The following is a 19,293-nucleotide window of genomic DNA, read 5'->3' on the forward strand; positions in this document are numbered from 1 at the left end:
GGAAGTGGATGTCGCAGCCGACGACATCTCCGACCCTCGCACCACGGCACGCTCGATTCCACCGGAGCACCGGCGCTCCGCCGGTGCTCCGGACTTCCGTGCTCATGGGGGGCACGGTGGTGTCCGAACGGCCCCAGGTCCACCACGCCGGGACCGGCGACATCGGGGCGATCGACCGCCGATCCCACACCGTCCGGAGCCTTCCCGGCACGGGCATGCCGCATGTCACCCGGGAGATCTCCGACGGGGCCGGCGGTGCGCCGGTGGCGGCTGCCCACTCTTACGACGAGTTCGTCATCCCGGACGAGCTGCCGGTCGAGCAATGTGCTGCTGAGGGGCTGGAGTTGGTCAACGCCGGGCCGGTGGCCGACCGGGCGCCCGACCACCGTCACCGCAGCGCCCTGGTGACCGTACCGTCCACCTCTCGGGTACCCCGGACGGGCCAGCCGGCAGGGCGCGGCCCGGGCTCCGGAGCTGTACTGGACGTACCACGACGTCGTCGGTCACCGAACGAGGGGAGCGGTCCGTGTCGCCATCGGATGCTGCCGCCCACCCGGTGAAGCCCGATCACGTATTCGATCGAGAGGTCGAGTGGGCCGAGCTGACCGGCTTCGTGAGTGATCCGCGTCCCGGGGCCACGCTCGGTCTGGTCTCAGGACAGCGCCGGCAGGGCAAGACCTTCCTGCTCCAAGCCGTCGCCAAGGCCACCGAAGGCTTCTATTTCGACGGGCAGGCTGCGGCGGAGGCCGAGACACTGCACCGCCTGGCAGAGCATTTCGGGGAGCACACCCGGGCCACGCATCCACCGCACTGGCAGCGCTGGGAGGACGCCGTGGACGCGCTGCTGGCGCTCGGTGACCAGCGCCCGGTCCCCGTGATCATCGACAACTTCCCCGACCTTGTCGGCCCGAGCCCAGCGCTGCCGTCCGTCATTCACGGTGCCTACCGCCGTCTGCACCAGGTGCGTCGGCACAACCGGGCCCGTCTCATCCTCAGCGGAGGGACCCCCTCCCTCATGCGGAGGCTCTTCTCCGGCCCGTCCTCCCTGCACCGGCTCGCCTCGCTGGAACTCCTGGTGCAGCCCTTCGACTTCCGCGAGGCGGCGCGATTCTGGGGCATCCGATCCCCACGGCTCGCCGTGCAGGTGCATGCCGTCGTGGGCGGTACTCCCGCCTATCGAAGTGACCTGGTGTGTGACGATGCCCCCACGGGCCCGCATGACTTCGACGCATGGGTGTGCCGAACCGTCCTCAGCCCACGCGTCCCCCTGTACTGGGAGGCGCGCAATCTGCTGGAGGAGGAGGCGAATCACGCGGACCGGGCGCTGTCCCACTCCACGCTGGTCGCGATCGCCGCCGGCTGCTCCACACCCGGCGGGATCGCCGAACGCATCGGAGCCTCGCTGACCGACGTGTCCCACGTCCTGGCCGTACTGCGGAACCGTGGTCTGCTGCACGCAGAGCCCGACGCGTTCCGGCCCGCGCTGACGCGCTACCGCATTGCCGAGCCGCTACTGGCCTTCGAGCACGCCGTCGCATGGCCCCATCGCGCCTTGATCGAGCAGGAGGACGCCGCCGGTGTGTGGCAACGCGTCCGCCCCACGTTCGACGCCGCGGTTGCCGCGCCGCACTTCGCCCAGCTGTGCCGGGGCTGGACCACCGAATTCGCCGCCCCCGACACCTTCAGAGGGGAACCCACAACAGCCGTGCGCGGCACCGTTTCCGGCCCTGCGGGGCACGCCCGTCTCGATGTCGACGTGGCGGTACGAGGGACCGTCGAGGGCCGGCCCGGTGTCCTGCTCTCGGTCGGACTCGCCCGCTGGAACGAGACCATGGACATCCACCACCTGGAACAGCTGCGCCGCGCGCTATCCGTCCTCGGAGCTTCCGGCGAGGACGTCAACGGGGCCGCGCCGGCGTGTTACAGCGGGATCGGGTTCGGCCCGGAGCTGCGGGCCGCGGAAGCCAGGGGAGAGGTCCTCCTGGTCGACCTCGACAGGCTCTACCACGGCGGGTGACCGGTCGTGACGCGGTCAAGCGGTATTGGGTCGCCGATGGCCGCCGGCCGAGACGAGTCCGTGGACGGTGACCACGTCATCGCGGGTCCACCGCACCACCTGGACGTGATCACCCAGTGGTCCGGCGGCGCACCGGCGCTCCCCGCCTCGGAGCCGGTCGGCTGCCGGCTGTCCCTTCCCAGGGTGGCCGCCCGGACGTATGCGCGCCGACACCCTGCTTCGGCTGCGTTCCTGGCGTCGTCGGACCCAGCCAGGCCGGCGGGAGCACCAGTGCCGGCCGAGTGTTGCCGCTCAACGTTGCAGCGTCAGGCGTCAGGCGTCAGGCGTCAGGTCGACTGTCCCGAGGACGACAGACCGGGAGCCGGGCCGAGCAGCCGCAGCCCCCTGGCTGCGGGTCTCACACCGGGCCCCTCGCCTCTCGGATGCGTGTCCGGCAGGGCGATGGCGCTTCACTCGCGCGCAGGACCGGCAGGACGGCCACCACCGGAACTCAGGCGTGCGTCCACGGACCAGGCGCCCGCGCCGACGATGAGCAGGAAGAGACTGCCGCACAGCTGGGCGAAGTCCAGGCGGGCCTCGTGGGCGAAGTCCCACCAGCCGGACTCGCCGTGGTAGACCCCCGAGCCACCCCACAGGATCGCCAGTTTGGTGATCAGCAGCGCACCGAGCATGTCCACCACCATCGGCACCGCCGCAAGCCTGGTGAGCAACCCGGCGAGGATCAGCACTCCGCAGAGGATCTCGAAGACCCCGTCCAGCGCAGCGAAGAAGTCCGGGGCGGGGATGCCGGCCTTGCCGAAGCGTCCGGTTCCCAGCGTCTGCTCGCGGAGGAACTTCAAGATGCCCTCGACGAGGAAGACCGCCCCCACGTACAGGCGGATGAGTACCACCGAGCGCGGCGCGGTGGTGCCGACCAGCTTTGCTGCCCACACGCTGAGCTGTGCCATGCCCTTGGCCCCTTCACCGTCGACGACGTATCGGCTCCCGAAATCATCCCGCAGTCGGGGCGCGCCCGGGCGGCTGGTAGGCCCGTTCGGCGTACCCTGCCGCACCGACCTGCGGCTACCGCCGCGCGGCGAGAGCCCGCCTGATCCCGTAGGCGGCGGTGCCGACCGCCGGCACCGCCGCGCCCCAGACCACCGCGGCAACCGGCAGGGCGAAGGCGAGCACCAGACAGCCGGCCAGGCCGACGACAGGCACACTGCACGGCGGGCGCCCCTGATCCGAAGTCAGCGTCCGGGCAGGGGCGTTGGTGATGGCGTGGTAGGCCAGTACCGCGAAGCAGGAGAAGCCGATCGCCCCGCGCACGTCCATGGCAGCCGTCGGCACCGCCGCTACCAGACCGACGGCGAGCTCGGCCCGGTGCGGCACCGCGAACCCGGGGTGCACCCCGGACAGGGCGTGCGGCAGGTGCCGGTCACGAGCCCTCCCCGAGCCGTCACCGAAGGCAGCCTCAGCATGTCTGGGCAAGACGGCCGCACACGTCGCGGTCCTCACCCGGCGTGCCCCACAGCAGGCCGCCCACCTTGGGTGGGGTGTCCTGGAGGACCGCCCGGCGAGGTGCCGGCAACGGCGGCGCATGCGGGCGGACTTGCCCGGCTCCCTGCCCACGATGGCGGCGACGGAGGGCGGCGGAGCATCGGACGCGGTCCTGTGTCACCTGTCGGAGCACGCGGTGCGGGACGACCACAGGCCGTCGCGGGTGGACCGGTCCCGGGTTCTTCAGTCGTGGGGAACGATGACGACGGGGCACGACACATGGTGTGCCGCGGCATGCGCGACATTGCCCAGCCGCGGTGCCAGGGTGGGCCGTTGCCCGCGTCGTCCGAGCACCAGCAGATCGGCGGCCGACGCCGCTTGTGCGACGGCCCGGGCGGGGCTCTCCAGCAGTACGCTGCCGACCACCCGCACACCGGGGAACTTTTCGCACCACGGGCGGAGTGCCGCGTCGAGGCGTTGCCGGGCTTGCTCCGTGATCTCTTCGATGACGTCGGGATTCATGTCCCACGGCGCATACGCCTCCACCGGCAGGCTTCTTCCGTGGACGGCGTGCAGGGGCACCTCGCGCACGGCAGCGGACTCGAAGGCGAACTCCAACAAGCCCTCGCACCCCCCGTGCAGGCCGACCCCAACCACCACCACTCCCCCGGCACGACGGGCCGAACCCGGGAATGGACGCCCGCCGGCGCGCACCAGGGCCACCGGCCGTTCCGCTCGGGCCACGATCTCCATGCTGGTGTCCCCCAGGAAGAAGCTTGCGGCGGGGGAAAGTCCGCGTGATCCCAGCACCAGCAGCTGGGACTGCGCCGACGCGCTGAGCAGGGCGGTCTCGGCGTCCGATGCGACGAGATCGTCGACGATGGGGAGATCCGGGTGCTGCTCGCGGATTTCCGCATGCGCGTCGCGCACGATCAGCTTCGCCCAGTAGTTCTGGTCCGCTTCGGGAGGCATCTCCACGGGCTCCGGCGCGAGCATGGGCCAGGCGTGCAGCAGGCGCAGTGTGAGCCGGCGACGGGCGGCTTCCTCGGCGGCCCAGCGGGCTGCCGCCAGGCTCTCGACCGAACCGTCGAGGCCCACAGTGACGACGCGGTCCATAGCGGTTGCCTCCATCGTGCCGCGAGTCGGAGCGGGAAACGAGCACGTCTCCTCCCTTCCAGCGTGCTGTCGCCATGCGGTCGGCGACAGGGCCCCTCGGCCCAAAGAAGCGAGGAACGGCGGCCACCGGGCCGTGGACAACGCCGGGCGGGTGGCGTACGGCCCCGCCGGGAAGGCCCGAACCGCCCTACGGCGAAGGCCCACCGGCCCTACGCCGCGCCGGCGCAGTGCGCACACGATGAGGGCATGCAGTGGGAGAACGGCCTTCGGCAGCTGGACCGGCAGGAGTGCCTTCGCTTCCTGACGCTGGTGCCCATCGGGCGCATCGTGTACACGCACGAGGCGCTGCCCGCCGTCCTGCCGGTCAACTTCTCTCTGGACCAAGACCACGCGGTGGTCCTGCGGACGTCGGCTCTGTCACGTATGGCACACGCCGTCGACGGTGCCGTCGTGGCTTTCGAAGCGGACTCGTTCGACGAGGCTGCGCAGTCGGGCTGGAGCGTCATCGTGATCGGGCGAGCCACACTGGTCACCGACCGGGGAGAGCAGGAACGGCTGCGTGCGGTCGGGCTCCGCTCGTGGGTGGACGTGGCCGAGGACGCCTTCATCCGGATTGCCCCCGAGCTGGTGGCCGGTCGGCTCTTGAAAGGGCACCCGCACGGCGGCGACGAGCGGGGCAGGGCGTCGTTGGCCGACGTCCCGTGACGGGTGTGACGTCCGTCGGTGCCGGTGGGCGCGACAACACGGCGGCTCATCCCGCCGGCGGTCTGGCCGGCCCGTGTCCCACGCCCCCTGCGCGCGGAGGGCGGATTCCGTGATCCTGGAGAGGGCGCGAGAAGCCGGAGGGAACCGCGATGGCGTGGAAGACCTATGGAGGTTCTCGTCCCCAGGCCCTCGCGGCGGCGGACGAGTTCGCGGCCGGCGGCATCAGCGCCGAAGTGGTCCACCTGCGCACGCTGCGCCCCCTCGGCGACGAGGCCATCGCCGCCTCCGTAGCGCACCTGTACCGCGCAGTGGTCATCGACGAGGCATGGCGCACCGGCAGTCTGGCCGCGGAGGTTTCGGCGCGGAGCGCCGAGGGCTCCCACCACGACCGGGACGCGCCGGTCGAACGGGGGTGCCGTGCGGAAGTTCCCATCCCGTGCACGCGCCTGCGCGAACAGGCTGCTCTCCCGCGGACTGAGGACAGCGTCGCGGCCGTACACCGGGCGGGTGGCTGACGATGGCCGGGTTCACGTTGCCGTCGCCGGGCGCCGACATGGACGAGGGGACGTTGCGGGAGTGGTGGCGCACGCCGGTGCGCCCGTCCGCAAAGGGGATCCGGTCGCGGTGGTCGAGACCGCGAAGTCCACGATCGCGGACCACCGGGCGACCGACGGGGCCGTCGGGGCGCGCTGTCCCACCGCTGGCGACCGCCTTTTGCAGAGCCCGGAGGAGCTATGAAACACGACGAAGCACTCGACATCGTGAAGGAGTCGCTGGCCGAAGTCGTCCCGGATGCCGACCTCGGCGCTCTGGGCCCCAACGACACCTTTCGGGACGCGCTGGGAATCGACTCACTCGACTTCCTGCGCCTCATCGAGCTCCTCTCAGAACGCACCGGCATCCGGATCGGCGACGAGGACACTCCGCACCTCACCACTCTGGCCGACAGCACCAGGTTCCTCGCGGCCCGCGCGATGTAACGCGGCACGACCGGCAAGGCCGGTTCGGGTACGCGGCCGACCTGCTCTTCCGGCAGGTGACGGGCGAGGTCCGCTCGCTGACCATGCCGGCAGAGCTACCCGGAATCGCGGTGTGGTGCGCCGGCACACCAGGGGATGGCCCAGGCACTGCACCACCGCCGTGCGTCGGCTGCCGCCCGGCGCGCCGGCTGCCGGGAGGGACCGAACGGCCCTCCCCTCGCGCCCCCTTCGGGACCTTGGCGCGATGGTCCACGGCGCCGACAATGGCATGTACGCGGACTGGTCCTCCGCTGCTGGGGCGGACGTCTCCTGGACGGCCGTCCCAGCTCGACGGGCCGACCGACGCGGCCCGCTCTCCAGCACCGGCTATGTCCTGTCCCGCTCGTCAGCAGATCCGGTTGCCCGGCGGTATCGGTGCGGAACCATCCTGCGCTGCTGTGCAGCCGGGCACCGCGTGATGTGGTCGCCGCACCCGGCCTGCCCGGTTCCAGGCGCTCACGCCGTGATCGTCAGGACCTCGTCCACCGGTCGGCGCGGGGTGCGCGGGCCCTGGGGGCCGTAGCCGAGGCGGAGGATCATCTGGACGTAGCCGGTGCCGGAGAGCGGGTCGCGCAGCAGCCAGCGCAGGTCGGGCCATTCCAGGGGCTGGGTCGCGAAGGAGCTGGCGAGTCCCTGGCGGGTGGCGAGGAGCAGCACGCGTTGGAGTGCCTGGCCGGCGCGGAGCCAGTCGGCGGGGCCGTCGCGGGTGGTGCTGAGGGAGGCCAGTTGCGGCCGTTTCTCGAAGTCCGCGTAGGCACGGCCGGGGACCGTACGCCGGCCGGCGAAGTCCCGTACGGGGGCCGCACCGCCGCACTTCGCCGGGCCGAAGGCATACTCCGGGATGCCGTCTCCGGGGGCTTCGGCAGAGGCGTCGCGGGTCCATCTGCGCTGCTCGGCGTCCCGGCCGTCGTCCATGCGGTCGTAGCCCTCCGCGTGCAGGATGAGGTCCAGTACCGCCTCGCGGTGCGGGGTGGTCAGGAACGCCAGCCTCGCCCCCTCCCGGGCCGCGGCCTCGACGAGGGCGGCGCGGAGGCTGTCCGGGATGCGCCGCTCGGTGAAGGGGTGGCGGCTGGTGTGCCGGTCGGCGATGGCGGGGTGGAGGCCGGAGAGGGCGACGTCCAACGGCTCGTGCGGCACGTCGAGGCGCACGGAGGCCAGAAGCGTAGGGGTGTGGGGAGCCGGCAGCAAAGTGGTCGCCGTGCGGTGGCCGGCGTGCGCGGCGGCGGCGCGCAGGTTCAGCAGGGCCGCGCCGCAGCCGAGGTGCAGCCCCCGGGTGGTGGGGTCGGCCAGCGGCATCGCGCGATCCAGGTCGGCGGAGAGAAGCATGGTGCGCGACGCCCGGGAGTAGGCGAAGTGCCACGGCTGGGCGTTGTGCATCGAGGGCGCGGCGGTGGCATCGGCCACCAGCGACGTGACGGCCGTGTCGTCGAGGGTGGGGTGGGTGAGCACCGGGGGCCTCCCGCGCGGATCGGACCACGCCCGAGCCGGACGCGGTCGGTGGAATCAGCAGGTGCCTCCAGCGTTGCGGGGCTCCGTCGGCGGCATCAGGGGCCATAGGGCCCGGGCTGGGGACCGGTCGGCCTGCCGGGGGACGGCCGGCCACACGAGGGGGCCAAGTGGCTCATATCGGTTCGATCGCCGTCCCGGCCACGCTTGGGGTGTGGCCGTACCGCCGGCCGCCGCGGTGGAAGGAGCTGGAGATGGAGCACCGCACGATAGGTGAGCTGATGACCCGGAAGGTCGTGAGCGTGCGGCTCGACACTCCGTTCAAGGAGATCGCGCAGACGCTCGCCGACAACGCGGTGAGCGCCGTACCGGTGCTCGACGGCCTCGGCAGACCGGCCGGCATCGTCTCGGAGGCCGATCTGCTGCGGAAGGCAGCCGACCGGTCCGATCTGTCCGGCAGGACCCCGCTGCCGCATCTGGAGGCATGGGAGCGGGCGCGGGCGGAGGGGCGCACCGCCGGTGAGCTGATGTCGGCACCGGCGGTGTGCGCCCATCCGGACTGGACGGTGGTGGAGGCGGCGCGACTGATGGAGGTGCAGCAGGTCAAGCGGCTGCCCGTGGTCGACGAGGCGGACGTCCTGCTGGGCATCGTCAGCCGCAGCGATCTGCTGCGTGTCTTCCTGCGCAAGGACAGGGCGATCCGGGAGGAGATCACGCGCGAAGTCATCGGGCGCACGGCACGGCTCGGTGCGTCGGGCGTGACCGCCGACGTCCATCGGGGTCAGGTGACCCTGCACGGCACGGTGACCGACCTGTTGTTCGTTCCCGTGCTGGTGCGGATGTGCGCGAGCCTCGACGGCGTGGTGTCGGTGTCCGAGGACCTGAAGCCGGAGCCGGCCAACGGCGGCCCGTCGGACGGGACCGCCGAAGGACGAGCAGAGGAAAGCTGAGGAAAGCCGGTCGCCCTCATGAAGAACGTCATCACCGTCGGTGTGGACGGTACTCCCCAGGCCCTGGCGGCAGCTCAATGGGCGGCGCACGAGGCGCAGTTGCGGCAGTCCCGCCTGCGGCTCCTGACCGCGTGGCAACCCCTCACGGCGAAGCCGCGGGGCGCACCCCGGGCGCCGGAAGTGCCGCATTGGCCGGACCCGATCATCGAGGAGGCCAGGGCCGCGGTCGAGTCGGCACAGCCCGGGCTGCCCGTTGACGTGATGCTGGTGCGCGAACAGCCGCTGGAAGCCCTGGTCGAAGCCGCCGGGCAAGCGGATCTGCTGGTCCTGGGGTCGCGGGGGCTGGGACCGGCGGCGCGCTTCGCTCTGGGGGGAACCGGACTCGACCTGGTGCCACGGGTCGCGGTTCCCGTCGTCCTGGTGCGGGCCCGAGAGGACGGCCCGGCGACCGAGGGCGGCAACAGCGTCGCGGTCGGCGTCAGCCTGCACGCCCCCAGCGAAGGGCTGCTGGCCTTCGCCTTCGAGACCGCGGCCCGACGAGCCGTCCCGCTCTGCGCCGTGCACGGCAGGAACCTGCCGCCGTTCGCCTACGACCAGGGCGGTGCCGTGGAACGGGCCGCTGCGGAAGAAGCGGCCCGGATCGCGCGCGAGGAGCTGTCCGAGGCGCTGCGCCCGTGGCAGGAGAAGTTCCGGGACGTGCGGGTCGAGGAGCAGGTGGTGATGGAGAGTCCGGCGCCGGCCCTCCTGCACGGCGCAGCGGAGGCACAGCTGCTGATCGTCGGCCGCCGGCACATCGGCCACGGGGTCCCCCGCATCGGCCACGTCGTCCATGCGGCCGTCCACCACGCCCCCTGCCCCGTGGCGATCGTGCCGCACGAGTAACCCCGTCCGCACAGACGAGGCCGCACCCGCTGAAAGAAAGGATGCATGCGCGATGACGACCGAACAGGCACCGGGATCCGGCGCCGCGCCGGGCCGGCCCGGCAGCGATCTGGGCCGGCGCGCCGCGCTGCGCCGACAGCAACTGGGGCTGACCCGCGAGGAGGTAGCGGCCCGGGCCGCCGCCTCGCCCGGGTATGTGCAGTACGTCGAGGAGCACCCGGCCGAACCGGACATCGGGTTCCTGCTGCGGCTCGCGCATGCCCTCGACACCACGGTCGCCGACCTCACAGGCGGAACCGCCGACCTCCCGGAAGGCTTCGGCAAGGCCGCGGCCCACCCCGAGGTACTGGCGCTCGGCCCCGCCGAATGCCGGGAGCTGCTCTCCACGCACGGCATCGGCAGAGTGGCCGTCACCATCAACGACGCCCCCGCCGTCTTCCCCGTCAACTACACCGTCGTCGACGACGTGATCGCGTACCGCACCCACGCGGACTCCGGCCCGGCCGCGGCGGCCGGCCACGAGGCCGCACTGGAGGTGGACCACATCGACGACGCGTTCAGCCAGGGGTGGAGCGTACTGGCCGTCGGGCCTGCCGAGGTCGTCACCGGCTTCTACGCGTCCCGCAAGTTCGAAGAGCAGGCGTACACCGCCCCCTGGGTGGGCGGTGGCCGGTATCAGTGGATCGCCCTCCGGCCGACCCGCCTCAGCGGGCGGCGCATCCGCGTCCCCGGGGCGCCGGCAGCCCCGACCGGGAGCACCGACGCGGACGCGTGAACCGGCCGGGCACGCCGTGGGGAGGCCGTCTCGCAGCCGCTCGCCGCGCTGACCCGGCGCGGGCGGCGGCGGGTCGAACGTGAGGTGGTCGGCACGGCTCCCCTCGGACGTACGGACCGCGTATGCGGTGGAGGCCGCACGCGGTCGCCGGGGGAATCGTTCACGGCGGTGCGGGCGGGGTGCTCGCGCCCACTCTGCTGAGATCGACCACCCGGCGCCGGGTGGCCAGGAGCCGGCGGGCGACCACGTCGAGGACGCGGCGGGTCACCACCAGCCCCAGGACCGGGTCCGCCTCGCACAACGCGCGGATCCCGGTCGCGTCGAACTCGTGGGCCCGCACGAGGGTGAATGCCTCCGCGCCCATCCGCCAGCGGTACGGCGGTACCAGCCACGACCAGCCCAGCAGGTCGCCCGGGCCGAGGACGTCGACGACCGCCGGCCGTCGGGTCGGCATCCGGATGTCGAGATTGACCGAGCCGGTGCGGATGATCCAGAACCGGTCGGCGGCCCCGCCCTCCTCGAAGATGCGGGTGCCTTCCGGAAAGGACACCTCGTGGGCGAAGGCCAGCAGCCGTTCCCTTCCATTGGTCGGGAGCTGTTGCAGCAACGGGGTGGTGGTCATGGCGGCTCTCCTCGATACCGGCCGCGCCGCGACGGGACCGCCACGGCCCAAGTCATCCGGATACGGCGCCCGTTCGCCTGTCCGCAGGCAACGAACGGGCCGGCCCGCACGGGCGAGCCGGCAACCGACGGCAAGGAGGACCACCCACTTCTCGCGGGCCCTGATTGCGCGGTGCGCGGTCTCACTCGCTCCGCTCCTCCGCGTCTGCCGTCCTCCTCGTCACTTTCAGTGAAGCGCGCGGAGCTGCCGCGCACGAGTTCCGTTCGGTCCCACCCCATGGGCCGGACGGCCTTTTCTCCGGGCAGCTCGCCCCATAACGCACACGGCGGTCCCTGTGGCACGTTCGGCACAAGGCATTGGTGCGTGCAGAGGCGGTGACGGCAGTGAAGGCACATGTCGGCGATCTGCTCGTGGTCGAGAGCCCGACCACGGGCGCCACCCGCCGGGACGGGGAAATCGTCGGACTGCACCACGAGGACGGCACCCCGCCCTATGACGTCCGCTGGTCGGACAGCGACCAGATCACGATCTTCTTCCCCGGTCCCGACACCCACGTCCGGCACCTCGAAGGCCCTTCGGGAGCCGCCTCGGAGCACGGCTTCACCGAGCGGCAAACGGGCGGTGGCATCTGATGCCGGTCCTCCCGCAGCGACTCCGCGGAGGTGTGACATGGGCGGCTCGGTCCTCGTAGGACTGGACGGAACCGGGAACAGTGTGCCCGCGGTGCGCTGGGGCGCCGAGGAGGCGAGCGTCCGGGGCCTCACCCTTCAGCTCCTGCATTCCTGGGTCTCCCAACCCTGGCCGGCCTCCCCCACCTGGGGCGAAGCCGAGAAGCACCGGTACGGAGCCATGGTGCTCAGCCGGGCCGAAGCCCTGGTCCGGGAGGTGCATCCGGGTATCGCGGTGACGGCCGAGCAGGTCGCGGAGGAGGCGGCGGACGCCTTGGCCGAACGCAGCAAGGCGGCGACACTCCTGGTGCTCGGATCGCGCGGACACGACACGATCTCGGGATTCCTGCTGGGCTCGGTGAGCCTGCGCGTCCTGGGGCGCGCGCAGTGCCCGGTGGTCACGGTCCGCGAGGAGGAGTCGTCCGTCGGCCCCGGGCCCGAAGTCGTCGTCGGCGTACAGGACGTGGGCACCGAAGGCGACGCCGTGCTCGACTACGCGTTCACCACGGCCGCGGCCCATCACGCGGCCCTGCGCGCCGTACGGGCCCACCCGCCCGACACGGCCGCCGGTACCCTCACCGCCCCGCTGGACGAAGCGGGGCGCACCGCGGGCGGCGAGCGGGAGTCGCCCTCCCTGGGCCTGGCACTTTGGCGGGAGAAGTTCCCTGATGTGCCGGTGATCGAGGAGGTGACCGGCGGCAGGGCCGTGCCCGTTCTGCTGGGGGCCTGTTCACGGGCCGGCCTCCTGGTCATCGGACGCCGGCCGCAACGCGCTCCGATGCCCCTCGGCCCGGCCGTACTCGCCGTGCTGCACCATTCCCGCTGCCCGGTGGCGGTCGTTCCGCGGTGGTGACCTCGGCCGGCCGGACGTCCAGCGCCCCCGGACCGGCCGCCGACCGGGCACGGCCGCGCCGGGGGTTGCCGTCCTCTCACAACTCCCTTACGGAGAGCAGGGGTTCGGCGGACCTCCGGCGCCACAGCGACGCGGCTCACCGAGTCTGACAGCCGGCGCGAACCGTCTCCGCGGGACGAGTCCCCGAAGAGACCGATCGGCCCACGGCGCGAGGCGGTTCAGCCCTGTCGGGATGCGGTGGCGCGGGTACACGCTGACGTCGGGGGCCGTCCGGTCCGCGATGCGGCGGGCACCGGCCGACGGGCGTCCCCTACACCGCCGCAGGAGGTACGCCATGGCCCGGACACTTGAGTGGCCGGTGCGCCTGCACCTCTTCGAGGAGGGCAGCACGACAAAAGCGCACGTGGTGCTCGACACCGGCACCACGAAACTCACCGGACACGGCACGGCCCGGTGCAATCCGCAGGACCCGAACGTCCCGGAGATCGGCGATGAACTGGCGGTGAGCCGCGCGATGAACGATCTCGCCGCGCAACTTGCGCTGACCGCATACGACGACCTGGAAGGCGTATGGAAGACGCTGCGTGCCGCAGCGAAGACGGCTGGACAACCTGCCTAGTGGAACCGCAGCTTCAGGAGAGACGGCCAGGTGCCGCGGGCTTCTGACCGCCAGGTCCTCCCGCCGGCTTCTCTCGTCGGTGCGGCCGGCGCGCTCCGGCGTCGGCCGACCGAAAGGCAGCCGTCGAGCCCCGGATGGGGGGATCCGGGGCCCAAACCCTGCCGTTCGAGGCTTCAGCCTGTCCGAGTACCCCGCGTGACGGCGATCTTGGTGGTCTCGTCCTTCCGTCCTTCCAGCGGTATCCGGACCGTGAGGATGCCGTCGGTGTACTCCGCGGTCGCCCGGTCACCGCGAGCTCCTGCGGGCAGCCGGACGGCGCGTGCGAAGGAACCGTAATGGAATTCGGAGTTCTCCTTGGTCTCCTTGCGTTCCTCGCGCTCGGCGCGGATGGTCAGGACATCACCGGTCACATCGATCGTGAGGTTCTTCTCCGGGTCGATTCCCGGCAGCTCTGCACTGACCTGGTAGGCATCATCGCCCAGCCGCTCCTCGATGCGGATCTCGTGCGTGCCGAAATGCCACGGCCCCCCGAGGATTCCGCTTTCGAGCCGGTCGAACACGTCCTGCACCGAGAGGGTCCGTGCCGGGTGGTGTTGCAGTACGTTGCCCATCGTTGCTCCTCAGTCGACGTGTCCAGTGGGCGGAGCCAACGCTCCTCGTTGTCGAGCCTGCTCAGCACCCGGCCGATGGCCAATGAGTCGATGGGCTCTGCGCCGGGGCCGATCGGCCCATGAGCGGCGGCGAGGTCGCCGATGCCGCCTCGTACGGCCCGGTCGACCCGGTCGACCCGGTCGACCCGCAAGGCCGTCGCCTCTCAAAGGTGCCTGCCGGCTCCTCGCACTACCGTGGAGGGTGGGACCGGACCATGGATTCCGACCGCAACGGAGGGATGTCCCTGGAGGCGCGGCCGGACGGCGGCACTCCGAGTCGGAAGACGAGCCCCGTTCCACCGACCCGTCGTGGTGGCAGGCGTGGTGTACCAGGGCCGAACGGTCCCCGCCCAGCCACGCCGAGCGCACACCGGGCCCCGTGCAGGACCGTTCGGCCCTCTCCCCGCCCGATGCCGGGGTGGCACGCTCGGAACAGCAGGTGAAGGTGGTGCCGGATGCCTCTGGTGAAGTTCCGCCCGCCGTGGCGGCACGATCCGCTCCGGCGGGGCACGGACGTGGCGCAGTCCTGGATGGCCCTGGTCACCGGGCTCCTCATCGCCGTGGCAGCGCCGGCCGCGGGGGTGGTGGCCGGCCAGGCGGTGGACTCGGCGTCCCAGCAGCAGCGCGCCGAGTGGCACCGTGTCACCGCCGTGGTGACCGAGGAGCCCCCTACCCAGGTCGGGGGCGACAGGGGGGACGGGGCGGGTGCCCGGGTCTTTGCGACGGTGCGGTGGACGGCCCCGGATCGCACGGTGCGGAAAGGTGAGACGCTCGTGTCACCCGGTGTGCGCGCCGGGGACCGGGCAACGGTGTGGCTGGACCGGCGCGGCGCGCTGGTGCGGGACCCCGGCGACCCGGTGAACACCGTGGCCATGAGCATCGCGGCCGGCACCGTGGCGGCATCCACCACCGGTCTGCTGCTCTTCGCCGTGGACCGGGCCGGCGTCCGTCTGCTGGACCACCGGCGCCAGGCCCAGTGGGAGAAGGAGTGGGCGGAGCTGGACACGCCAGGGCGGCACCCCCGTCCGTGACCGTCCCCGGGCCCGGCGTCACGGTCGGAGTCCGCCCTGGTCCTTGGCCGGTTCCGGCCCCGGATATGCCTTCTCCCGCCGATGGGTGAGCCGGCCGATCACCGCGACGACGCCGTCGACCTGCCGCACCATCCGTATCAGGACGGCGGCCTGTCCGCTGCTGTCCAGACATCCGCCGAGCGTCACCGTTCCGTCGCGGACGGCGACGTCGATGCTCCCCGGGTCCAGCCACATCGTCCGCACCACGATCTCGTCGACCACCTCGTCCCGGATCTCCTCGTCGGAGCGGGCGAAGAACCTGAGCACGTCGCGCCGGGTGAGCATGCCGACGAGGCGGGCCTCCTCGTCCACCACGGGGAGCCGCTCGACGCCGTATGCCGACATCATGCGGGCCGCCCGGACAACCGAGTCGTCGGCGCGGACGGTATGGGCCGGGGCGGACATCACGGCCTCCGCACAACGGTCCTGACAGCTGTCGTCCGTCCGCCGCGCGCGCTCCAGATCCGTCGCCGAGACCACCCCGATCACTTTGTCGTCGGCGTCCACCACCGGCACGCCGTTGAAGCCGAACTCCGCCATCCACCGCGCCAGTTCACCGGTCGACGTCCCGCTGCTCGCGCGAACGACGTCCCCGGTCATGACGGCCCCGACGCGGCGGCGCTTCATCCCGGACCCCCTCTCGCCGCGTGCTGCCCTCCGCCGCCCGGCCGCACCGTGCCGCGACCCCGGCAACGTCCGCTGCCGGTACGGCGATGACGACGAGGTCCGCAGGAGCGGTCAGGGTGCCGACGGACGCGAACGCGGGGACGTGCGGGACGGCGTGCGCATGCGGATCGACCGCGCTGCGGAACCGGAACCCCCGTAAACGGCCGCAGCAGCGGGCCCGGACTCGCGGTACCGGCGGTGCGCCCCGGGAGGTCCACGGCAGCGAGGTGGTTCTCGTCCGGTACGCGGCGTACGACGGCGGAAGCCGCCTGCGTCGTCGCGCCGTGTCCTGTGTCAGCCATCGCCCTGCCTCCCGCCCCGGCCGGTCTCCCGCAGTCCGGCATCGTCAGTTCTGCCCGGCGTTCTCACCGTGAGCCGACTACCCGTCGTCCGCACCGGGCTCCTCTGCGGCCTGCACGTCGCACGTCACGTCCACCACGCCTTCGACCGCCCGCACCAGTCGGGCCGCGACGGGCACCAGCGCCCTGTCGTGGATCCGGCCGCGCAGCGCGACCACCCCGTCCTTCACACTGACGCCAACTCCCGTCGGTGCACCGGGAAACAGCCGGTCGACGACCTCCGTCCGCACTTCCGCCGCCAATTCCTCGTCGGAGCGCAGAAAGACCTTCAACAGGTCGGAGCGGCTGACGATGCCCTCCAGCATCCCGTGGCTGTCGACCACCGGCAGCCGCTTGACGGACTTACGCGCCATCGTCCGCGCCGCCTGGGCGATGGTGTCACCGGCGCGCACCGTCAGCGCCGGGGCACTCATCAGCTCACCGGCCGTCAGACCGCCGGCCTTGCGCAGATCGCCCAGCCGCCGCCACTGCTCCAGCCTGTCGGGGTCCTCGTCCCGGAACTCCTCCTTGGGCAGCAGGTCGGCTTCGGACACCACGCCGATCACCCGCCCCTCCCCCGCGAGCACCGGCAGGGCACTGACCTTCCACTGCTCCATGGTCTCGACGATCTCCTTGAAGCGGGCCTCCTGTCCGACGGCGACCACCGTCTGGGTCATCACATCACTGACGGTGTGCGGGGTGTGCGCCATGACGTCGCCTCCCTACGGGCCACTGTCGCCCTGGCGCTGCGACTTCTCCAGCGTGCTGTCGCCCGCCAAGCACCCGGCAGGGGCCGTCCGGCCCTTCCTCCGGCCGACCGGCCGTGCCCCCGCCGCGGCTCGGCTCCGTAGGGCCGTTCGGACCGGCAAGGGGTCCAGCGGCCCCTCGTCCGAGCGGGAATCCGTGCGCCAGGCGTTGCAGCCGTGGCGTGCGTTGCATCCGGCCGTGGACGTCACGGAACAGGCCCGGCCGGCCCGGTCACAAGGACGTGCCCGCCTGGAGGGGTACCGCACCGTTCACGTCGAAGTCCACGTCCACCACTCCCTCGATGCCGCGCACCAGACGCGCCACCACCGGTATCAGCGACCGGTCGTGGAGCCGCCCGCGCAGCGTGACCACCCCGTCGGTCACCGCGACATCCAGGTCCTTCGCGGGCGCCGTGAACAGCTTCCCGATCACCTCACGAACCTCCTGCGCAAGGTCGTCGTCGGATCGCAGGAACACCTTCAGCAGGTCCGCACGGCTGACGATGCCCAGAAGAAGCCCGTTCCCGTCCACGACCGGCAGCCGTTTCACCGATGCCCGCGCCATCGTCCGCGCCGCCTGGGCCAGCGTGGCATCGGCGCGCACGGTCACGGCGGGACTGGTCATGAGTTCCCCCGCCGTCACCGCCTCCGCTCGCCGAACGTCGTCGGATCGCCGCAGTCGTTCCAGCCGGTCGGGGTCCGCCTCCCGGAACCCCTCCTTGGGCAGCAGATCGGCCTCGGACACCACGCCGATCACCCGCCGCTCGCCCGAGAGCACCGGCAGGGCACTGACCTTCCACTGCTCCAGGGTCTCGACGATCTTCTTGAATCGGGCCTCGTGGTCGACGGCTGCCACGGGCTGGGTCATGACATCGCTGACGGTGTGCGGAGTGTGCGGCATGATGGCGCCTCCTCGGGAGCCGCAGACGCGGCTCAGCCGTCGTGTGACCGCCGTGAGCGGCCGGCCCGGCTTCACCACCAGCCTGAAATCTGTCGAGCCGACGGGACAGGGCCGTCCGGCCCTTCCGCCGCGCCGTAGGGCACCAACGCTGCGGCAGCGCACGTCGCAGCGTCCTTCCCTCCGGACTCTCTCCCCCCGCAGCCGAGGCCGGCGGCGCCAAACCCTCTGACGTGGAGACCGCCCGCCTCACTCTGGATGCCCTCGGCTTCCCCAACGTCTGCCGGACCTGGGGCGACCTGCTGACCGTCGGCCATTACGGACACCCCGTCCACCCGAGGGGACGAGAGCGGGCTGCCGCTCCGAAAGTCAGGCAGACGGAGTCGGCCGTCTCCTGGTTACTGCCGCCTGCCGACGTGTCCCGGGGCGAGCGGCATGAGCCGAGGTCACGATCCGCACGTCGCCCCAGTCGGGCACGACGAGCCATGGTGCGTAGTTCCTGCGCGGGGTTCCGGTCTGCGCCTGCTCCCGGGCCGACTTCCATTCGGCTGTCGGCGGCGTGATCCGTGGGGTACCGGTCCCACCCGCCCCTGCGTCCCACGGAGTCGGACTCTCCCCCACCGGCTCCCCCACCGCGGCGTCGGGACGGGAATCAACAACGCCGACCACCCGTTATGCCGCAGGAGGACCAGGACCACAGGAGGCACACATGTACGGCGACCGGGCGACCATCCGCAGAATCCTCACCGAGCTCGGAGACACCTGGGCAATCGTCGGCCTGTCCTCCAACCAGCAGCGCGCCGCCTACGGCGTTGCAGAGGTGCTCCAGCGCCACGGCAAGCGAATCGTCCCCGTACATCCGAACGCCGAGACCGTGCACGGGGAAGTGGGATATCCGTCCCTCGAAGCCATCCCCTTCGGGATCGACGTCGTCGACACCTTCGTGCGCAGCGAACTCGCCGGATCCGTCGCCGACGAAGCCGTCGCCATCGGCGCAAAGGCCGTGTGGTTCCAGCTCGGTGTCGTCGACGAGGACGCCTACCACCGCACCCGCGCTGCCGACCTCGACATGGTGATGGACCGCTGTCCGGCAATTGAGATACCCCGTTTGGGCTGAGTGCCGGCTGCGCTAGCGTCCGTACATGATCACGCCACGTGCCGCCCGCCCCGAGGACGCCGCCGAACTCGTCCGGCTGCGCCGCCTGATGTTCCTCGCCATGAACGGCCATGACGAAACCGGGAGTTGGGAGGCCGATGCGGAGGCGATAGCGCGCCGGCAGCTGGCCGGTCCCCACGCTCCGCTGGGGGCGTTCGTGGTGGACGGGGACGGGGCCGGTGCACCGCATCTGGCGGCCTGCGCGGTCGGCCGCATCGAGGAGCGGCTGCCGGCGCCGGGCCACCCCTCCGGCCGGTTCGGCTTCGTCTTCAACGTCTGTACGGATCCCCGCTATCGGGGCCGCGGCCATGCCCGCACCACGACCGAGGCACTGCTGGCCTGGTTCGCGGACCGGGGCGTCAGCCGCGTCGACCTCCATGCCACCGACGACGCCGAACCGCTCTACCGCAGCCTGGGTTTCACCGAGCACTCCACGGCGCTCTCCCTGGACCTGCGCTCCCGCCCGCGCGTCGGCTGAGCGGTCCCCGCCCGTCCACCGGACGAGCAGCCCGGCCGTAAGCGGCCGGACCGGGCGGTCGGCGCGGCGCGGCGCGGCGCGCTAGGTGTGTTGTTCGGACAGGTTGGTGACGCGGCTGGCTGGGGTGTGGCCGCCGATTC

General features: G+C 72.0%; 22 protein-coding genes and 1 pseudogene. 14 read left to right on the forward strand and 9 right to left on the reverse strand.

Features of this window, described 5'->3' with window-relative positions; genetic code table 11:
• Positions 1-119: 119 nt before the first annotated feature.
• Complete coding sequence (locus tag IEZ17_RS32835; protein ID WP_189306596.1) at positions 120-560, forward strand: hypothetical protein; 441 nt, start codon at positions 120-122, stop codon at positions 558-560.
• On the forward strand, positions 527-2,017 hold the full coding sequence (locus tag IEZ17_RS32840; protein WP_189306597.1) for an AAA family ATPase: 1,491 nt from the start codon (positions 527-529) through the stop codon (positions 2,015-2,017). The genes IEZ17_RS32835 and IEZ17_RS32840 overlap by 34 nt, the downstream gene beginning before the upstream one ends.
• A 449-nt stretch (positions 2,018-2,466) precedes the next feature.
• Here the strand turns inward: IEZ17_RS32840 and IEZ17_RS32845 are convergent, their stop codons facing one another.
• The 3 genes and pseudogenes from IEZ17_RS32845 to IEZ17_RS32855 all read right to left on the reverse strand — a co-directional run bounded on the left by IEZ17_RS32845 (position 2,467) and on the right by IEZ17_RS32855 (position 4,612).
• Entirely contained in the window at positions 2,467-2,964 is a 498-nt protein-coding gene (locus IEZ17_RS32845) for a DoxX family protein (protein WP_189306598.1), read from the reverse strand.
• Between the two features lie 115 nt (positions 2,965-3,079).
• Positions 3,080-3,442, reverse strand: a pseudogene (locus IEZ17_RS32850) (amino acid permease); the annotation flags it as partial.
• A 297-nt stretch (positions 3,443-3,739) separates the two neighbouring features.
• Positions 3,740-4,612, reverse strand: coding sequence for a universal stress protein (locus tag IEZ17_RS32855; RefSeq protein WP_189306599.1), 873 nt, complete (start codon positions 4,610-4,612; stop codon positions 3,740-3,742).
• 246 nt (positions 4,613-4,858) lie between these two features.
• Here IEZ17_RS32855 and IEZ17_RS32860 point away from each other — a divergent pair, with 246 nt between their 5' ends.
• The 3 genes from IEZ17_RS32860 to IEZ17_RS32870 all read left to right on the forward strand — a co-directional run bounded on the left by IEZ17_RS32860 (position 4,859) and on the right by IEZ17_RS32870 (position 6,297).
• Positions 4,859-5,317 carry a pyridoxamine 5'-phosphate oxidase family protein gene (locus IEZ17_RS32860; RefSeq protein WP_189306600.1) on the forward strand — a complete coding sequence of 153 codons (459 nt, stop codon included), beginning with the start codon at positions 4,859-4,861 and terminating at the stop codon, positions 5,315-5,317.
• Positions 5,318-5,466: 149 nt separating this feature from the next.
• Positions 5,467-5,832, forward strand: coding sequence for a transketolase C-terminal domain-containing protein (locus IEZ17_RS32865; protein ID WP_189306601.1), 366 nt, complete (start codon positions 5,467-5,469; stop codon positions 5,830-5,832).
• Positions 5,833-6,051: 219 nt separating this feature from the next.
• Positions 6,052-6,297 carry an acyl carrier protein gene (locus IEZ17_RS32870; RefSeq protein WP_189306602.1) on the forward strand — a complete coding sequence of 82 codons (246 nt, stop codon included), beginning with the start codon at positions 6,052-6,054 and terminating at the stop codon, positions 6,295-6,297.
• 495 nt (positions 6,298-6,792) lie between these two features.
• Here the strand turns inward: IEZ17_RS32870 and IEZ17_RS32875 are convergent, their stop codons facing one another.
• The gene (locus IEZ17_RS32875; protein WP_189306603.1) at positions 6,793-7,785 is read right to left on the reverse strand and encodes an Acg family FMN-binding oxidoreductase; all 993 of its coding nucleotides are present in this window, start codon (positions 7,783-7,785) and stop codon (positions 6,793-6,795) included.
• Between the two features lie 251 nt (positions 7,786-8,036).
• Here IEZ17_RS32875 and IEZ17_RS32880 point away from each other — a divergent pair, with 251 nt between their 5' ends.
• Genes IEZ17_RS32880 through IEZ17_RS32890 form a run of 3 tightly spaced genes read left to right on the forward strand, consistent with a single transcriptional unit; the run spans position 8,037 to position 10,389 of the window.
• Entirely contained in the window at positions 8,037-8,732 is a 696-nt protein-coding gene (locus IEZ17_RS32880; protein ID WP_189306604.1) for a CBS domain-containing protein, read from the forward strand.
• Positions 8,733-8,750: 18 nt separating this feature from the next.
• A complete protein-coding gene (locus tag IEZ17_RS32885) occupies positions 8,751-9,614 on the forward strand; it encodes a universal stress protein (protein WP_189306605.1) in 864 nt (287 codons plus the stop codon).
• Positions 9,615-9,666: 52 nt separating this feature from the next.
• Entirely contained in the window at positions 9,667-10,389 is a 723-nt protein-coding gene (locus IEZ17_RS32890; protein ID WP_189306607.1) for a helix-turn-helix domain-containing protein, read from the forward strand.
• Between the two features lie 160 nt (positions 10,390-10,549).
• Here the strand turns inward: IEZ17_RS32890 and IEZ17_RS32895 are convergent, their stop codons facing one another.
• Positions 10,550-11,011 (reverse strand): cyclic nucleotide-binding domain-containing protein, encoded by a 462-nt coding sequence (locus IEZ17_RS32895; RefSeq protein WP_189306609.1) that lies wholly within the window; start codon positions 11,009-11,011, stop codon positions 10,550-10,552.
• A 383-nt stretch (positions 11,012-11,394) separates the two neighbouring features.
• On the opposite strand from IEZ17_RS32895, the gene IEZ17_RS32900 reads away from it, so the two are divergent.
• From IEZ17_RS32900 to IEZ17_RS32910, 3 genes are all read left to right on the forward strand, one after another.
• Positions 11,395-11,643 carry a DUF1918 domain-containing protein gene (locus IEZ17_RS32900; protein WP_189306611.1) on the forward strand — a complete coding sequence of 83 codons (249 nt, stop codon included), beginning with the start codon at positions 11,395-11,397 and terminating at the stop codon, positions 11,641-11,643.
• 37 nt (positions 11,644-11,680) lie between these two features.
• Positions 11,681-12,532: a universal stress protein gene (locus IEZ17_RS32905; RefSeq protein WP_189306613.1), complete on the forward strand. Its 852-nt coding sequence runs from the start codon at positions 11,681-11,683 to the stop codon at positions 12,530-12,532.
• Positions 12,533-12,866: 334 nt separating this feature from the next.
• Positions 12,867-13,151: a DUF1876 domain-containing protein gene (locus tag IEZ17_RS32910; RefSeq protein WP_189306615.1), complete on the forward strand. Its 285-nt coding sequence runs from the start codon at positions 12,867-12,869 to the stop codon at positions 13,149-13,151.
• Positions 13,152-13,324: 173 nt separating this feature from the next.
• Here the strand turns inward: IEZ17_RS32910 and IEZ17_RS32915 are convergent, their stop codons facing one another.
• On the reverse strand, positions 13,325-13,762 hold the full coding sequence (locus IEZ17_RS32915; protein ID WP_189306617.1) for an Hsp20/alpha crystallin family protein: 438 nt from the start codon (positions 13,760-13,762) through the stop codon (positions 13,325-13,327).
• A gap of 494 nt (positions 13,763-14,256) precedes the next feature.
• Here IEZ17_RS32915 and IEZ17_RS32920 point away from each other — a divergent pair, with 494 nt between their 5' ends.
• A complete protein-coding gene (locus IEZ17_RS32920) occupies positions 14,257-14,832 on the forward strand; it encodes an Rv1733c family protein (protein WP_229852866.1) in 576 nt (191 codons plus the stop codon).
• An 18-nt stretch (positions 14,833-14,850) separates the two neighbouring features.
• On the opposite strand, the gene IEZ17_RS32925 is transcribed toward IEZ17_RS32920, so the two are convergent.
• The 3 genes from IEZ17_RS32925 to IEZ17_RS32935 all read right to left on the reverse strand — a co-directional run bounded on the left by IEZ17_RS32925 (position 14,851) and on the right by IEZ17_RS32935 (position 17,522).
• The gene (locus IEZ17_RS32925) at positions 14,851-15,498 is read right to left on the reverse strand and encodes a CBS domain-containing protein (protein WP_189306619.1); all 648 of its coding nucleotides are present in this window, start codon (positions 15,496-15,498) and stop codon (positions 14,851-14,853) included.
• Positions 15,499-15,916: 418 nt separating this feature from the next.
• Positions 15,917-16,585 (reverse strand): CBS domain-containing protein, encoded by a 669-nt coding sequence (locus tag IEZ17_RS32930; RefSeq protein WP_189306621.1) that lies wholly within the window; start codon positions 16,583-16,585, stop codon positions 15,917-15,919.
• Positions 16,586-16,853: 268 nt separating this feature from the next.
• Positions 16,854-17,522, reverse strand: a complete 669-nt coding sequence (locus tag IEZ17_RS32935) for a CBS domain-containing protein (RefSeq protein ID WP_189306623.1) — start codon at positions 17,520-17,522, stop codon at positions 16,854-16,856.
• A 706-nt stretch (positions 17,523-18,228) separates the two neighbouring features.
• Between IEZ17_RS32935 and IEZ17_RS32940 the strand changes: the two genes are divergently transcribed.
• Both IEZ17_RS32940 and IEZ17_RS32945 read left to right on the forward strand, forming a co-directional pair.
• Entirely contained in the window at positions 18,229-18,636 is a 408-nt protein-coding gene (locus IEZ17_RS32940; RefSeq protein WP_189306624.1) for a CoA-binding protein, read from the forward strand.
• 25 nt (positions 18,637-18,661) lie between these two features.
• Positions 18,662-19,153 carry a GNAT family N-acetyltransferase gene (locus IEZ17_RS32945; protein WP_189306626.1) on the forward strand — a complete coding sequence of 164 codons (492 nt, stop codon included), beginning with the start codon at positions 18,662-18,664 and terminating at the stop codon, positions 19,151-19,153.
• The last annotated feature ends 140 nt before the right edge of the window (positions 19,154-19,293 follow it).

The organism is Streptomyces albospinus (assembly GCF_014648695.1).
Taxonomy (GTDB): Bacteria; Actinomycetota; Actinomycetes; order Streptomycetales; family Streptomycetaceae; genus Streptomyces; species Streptomyces albospinus.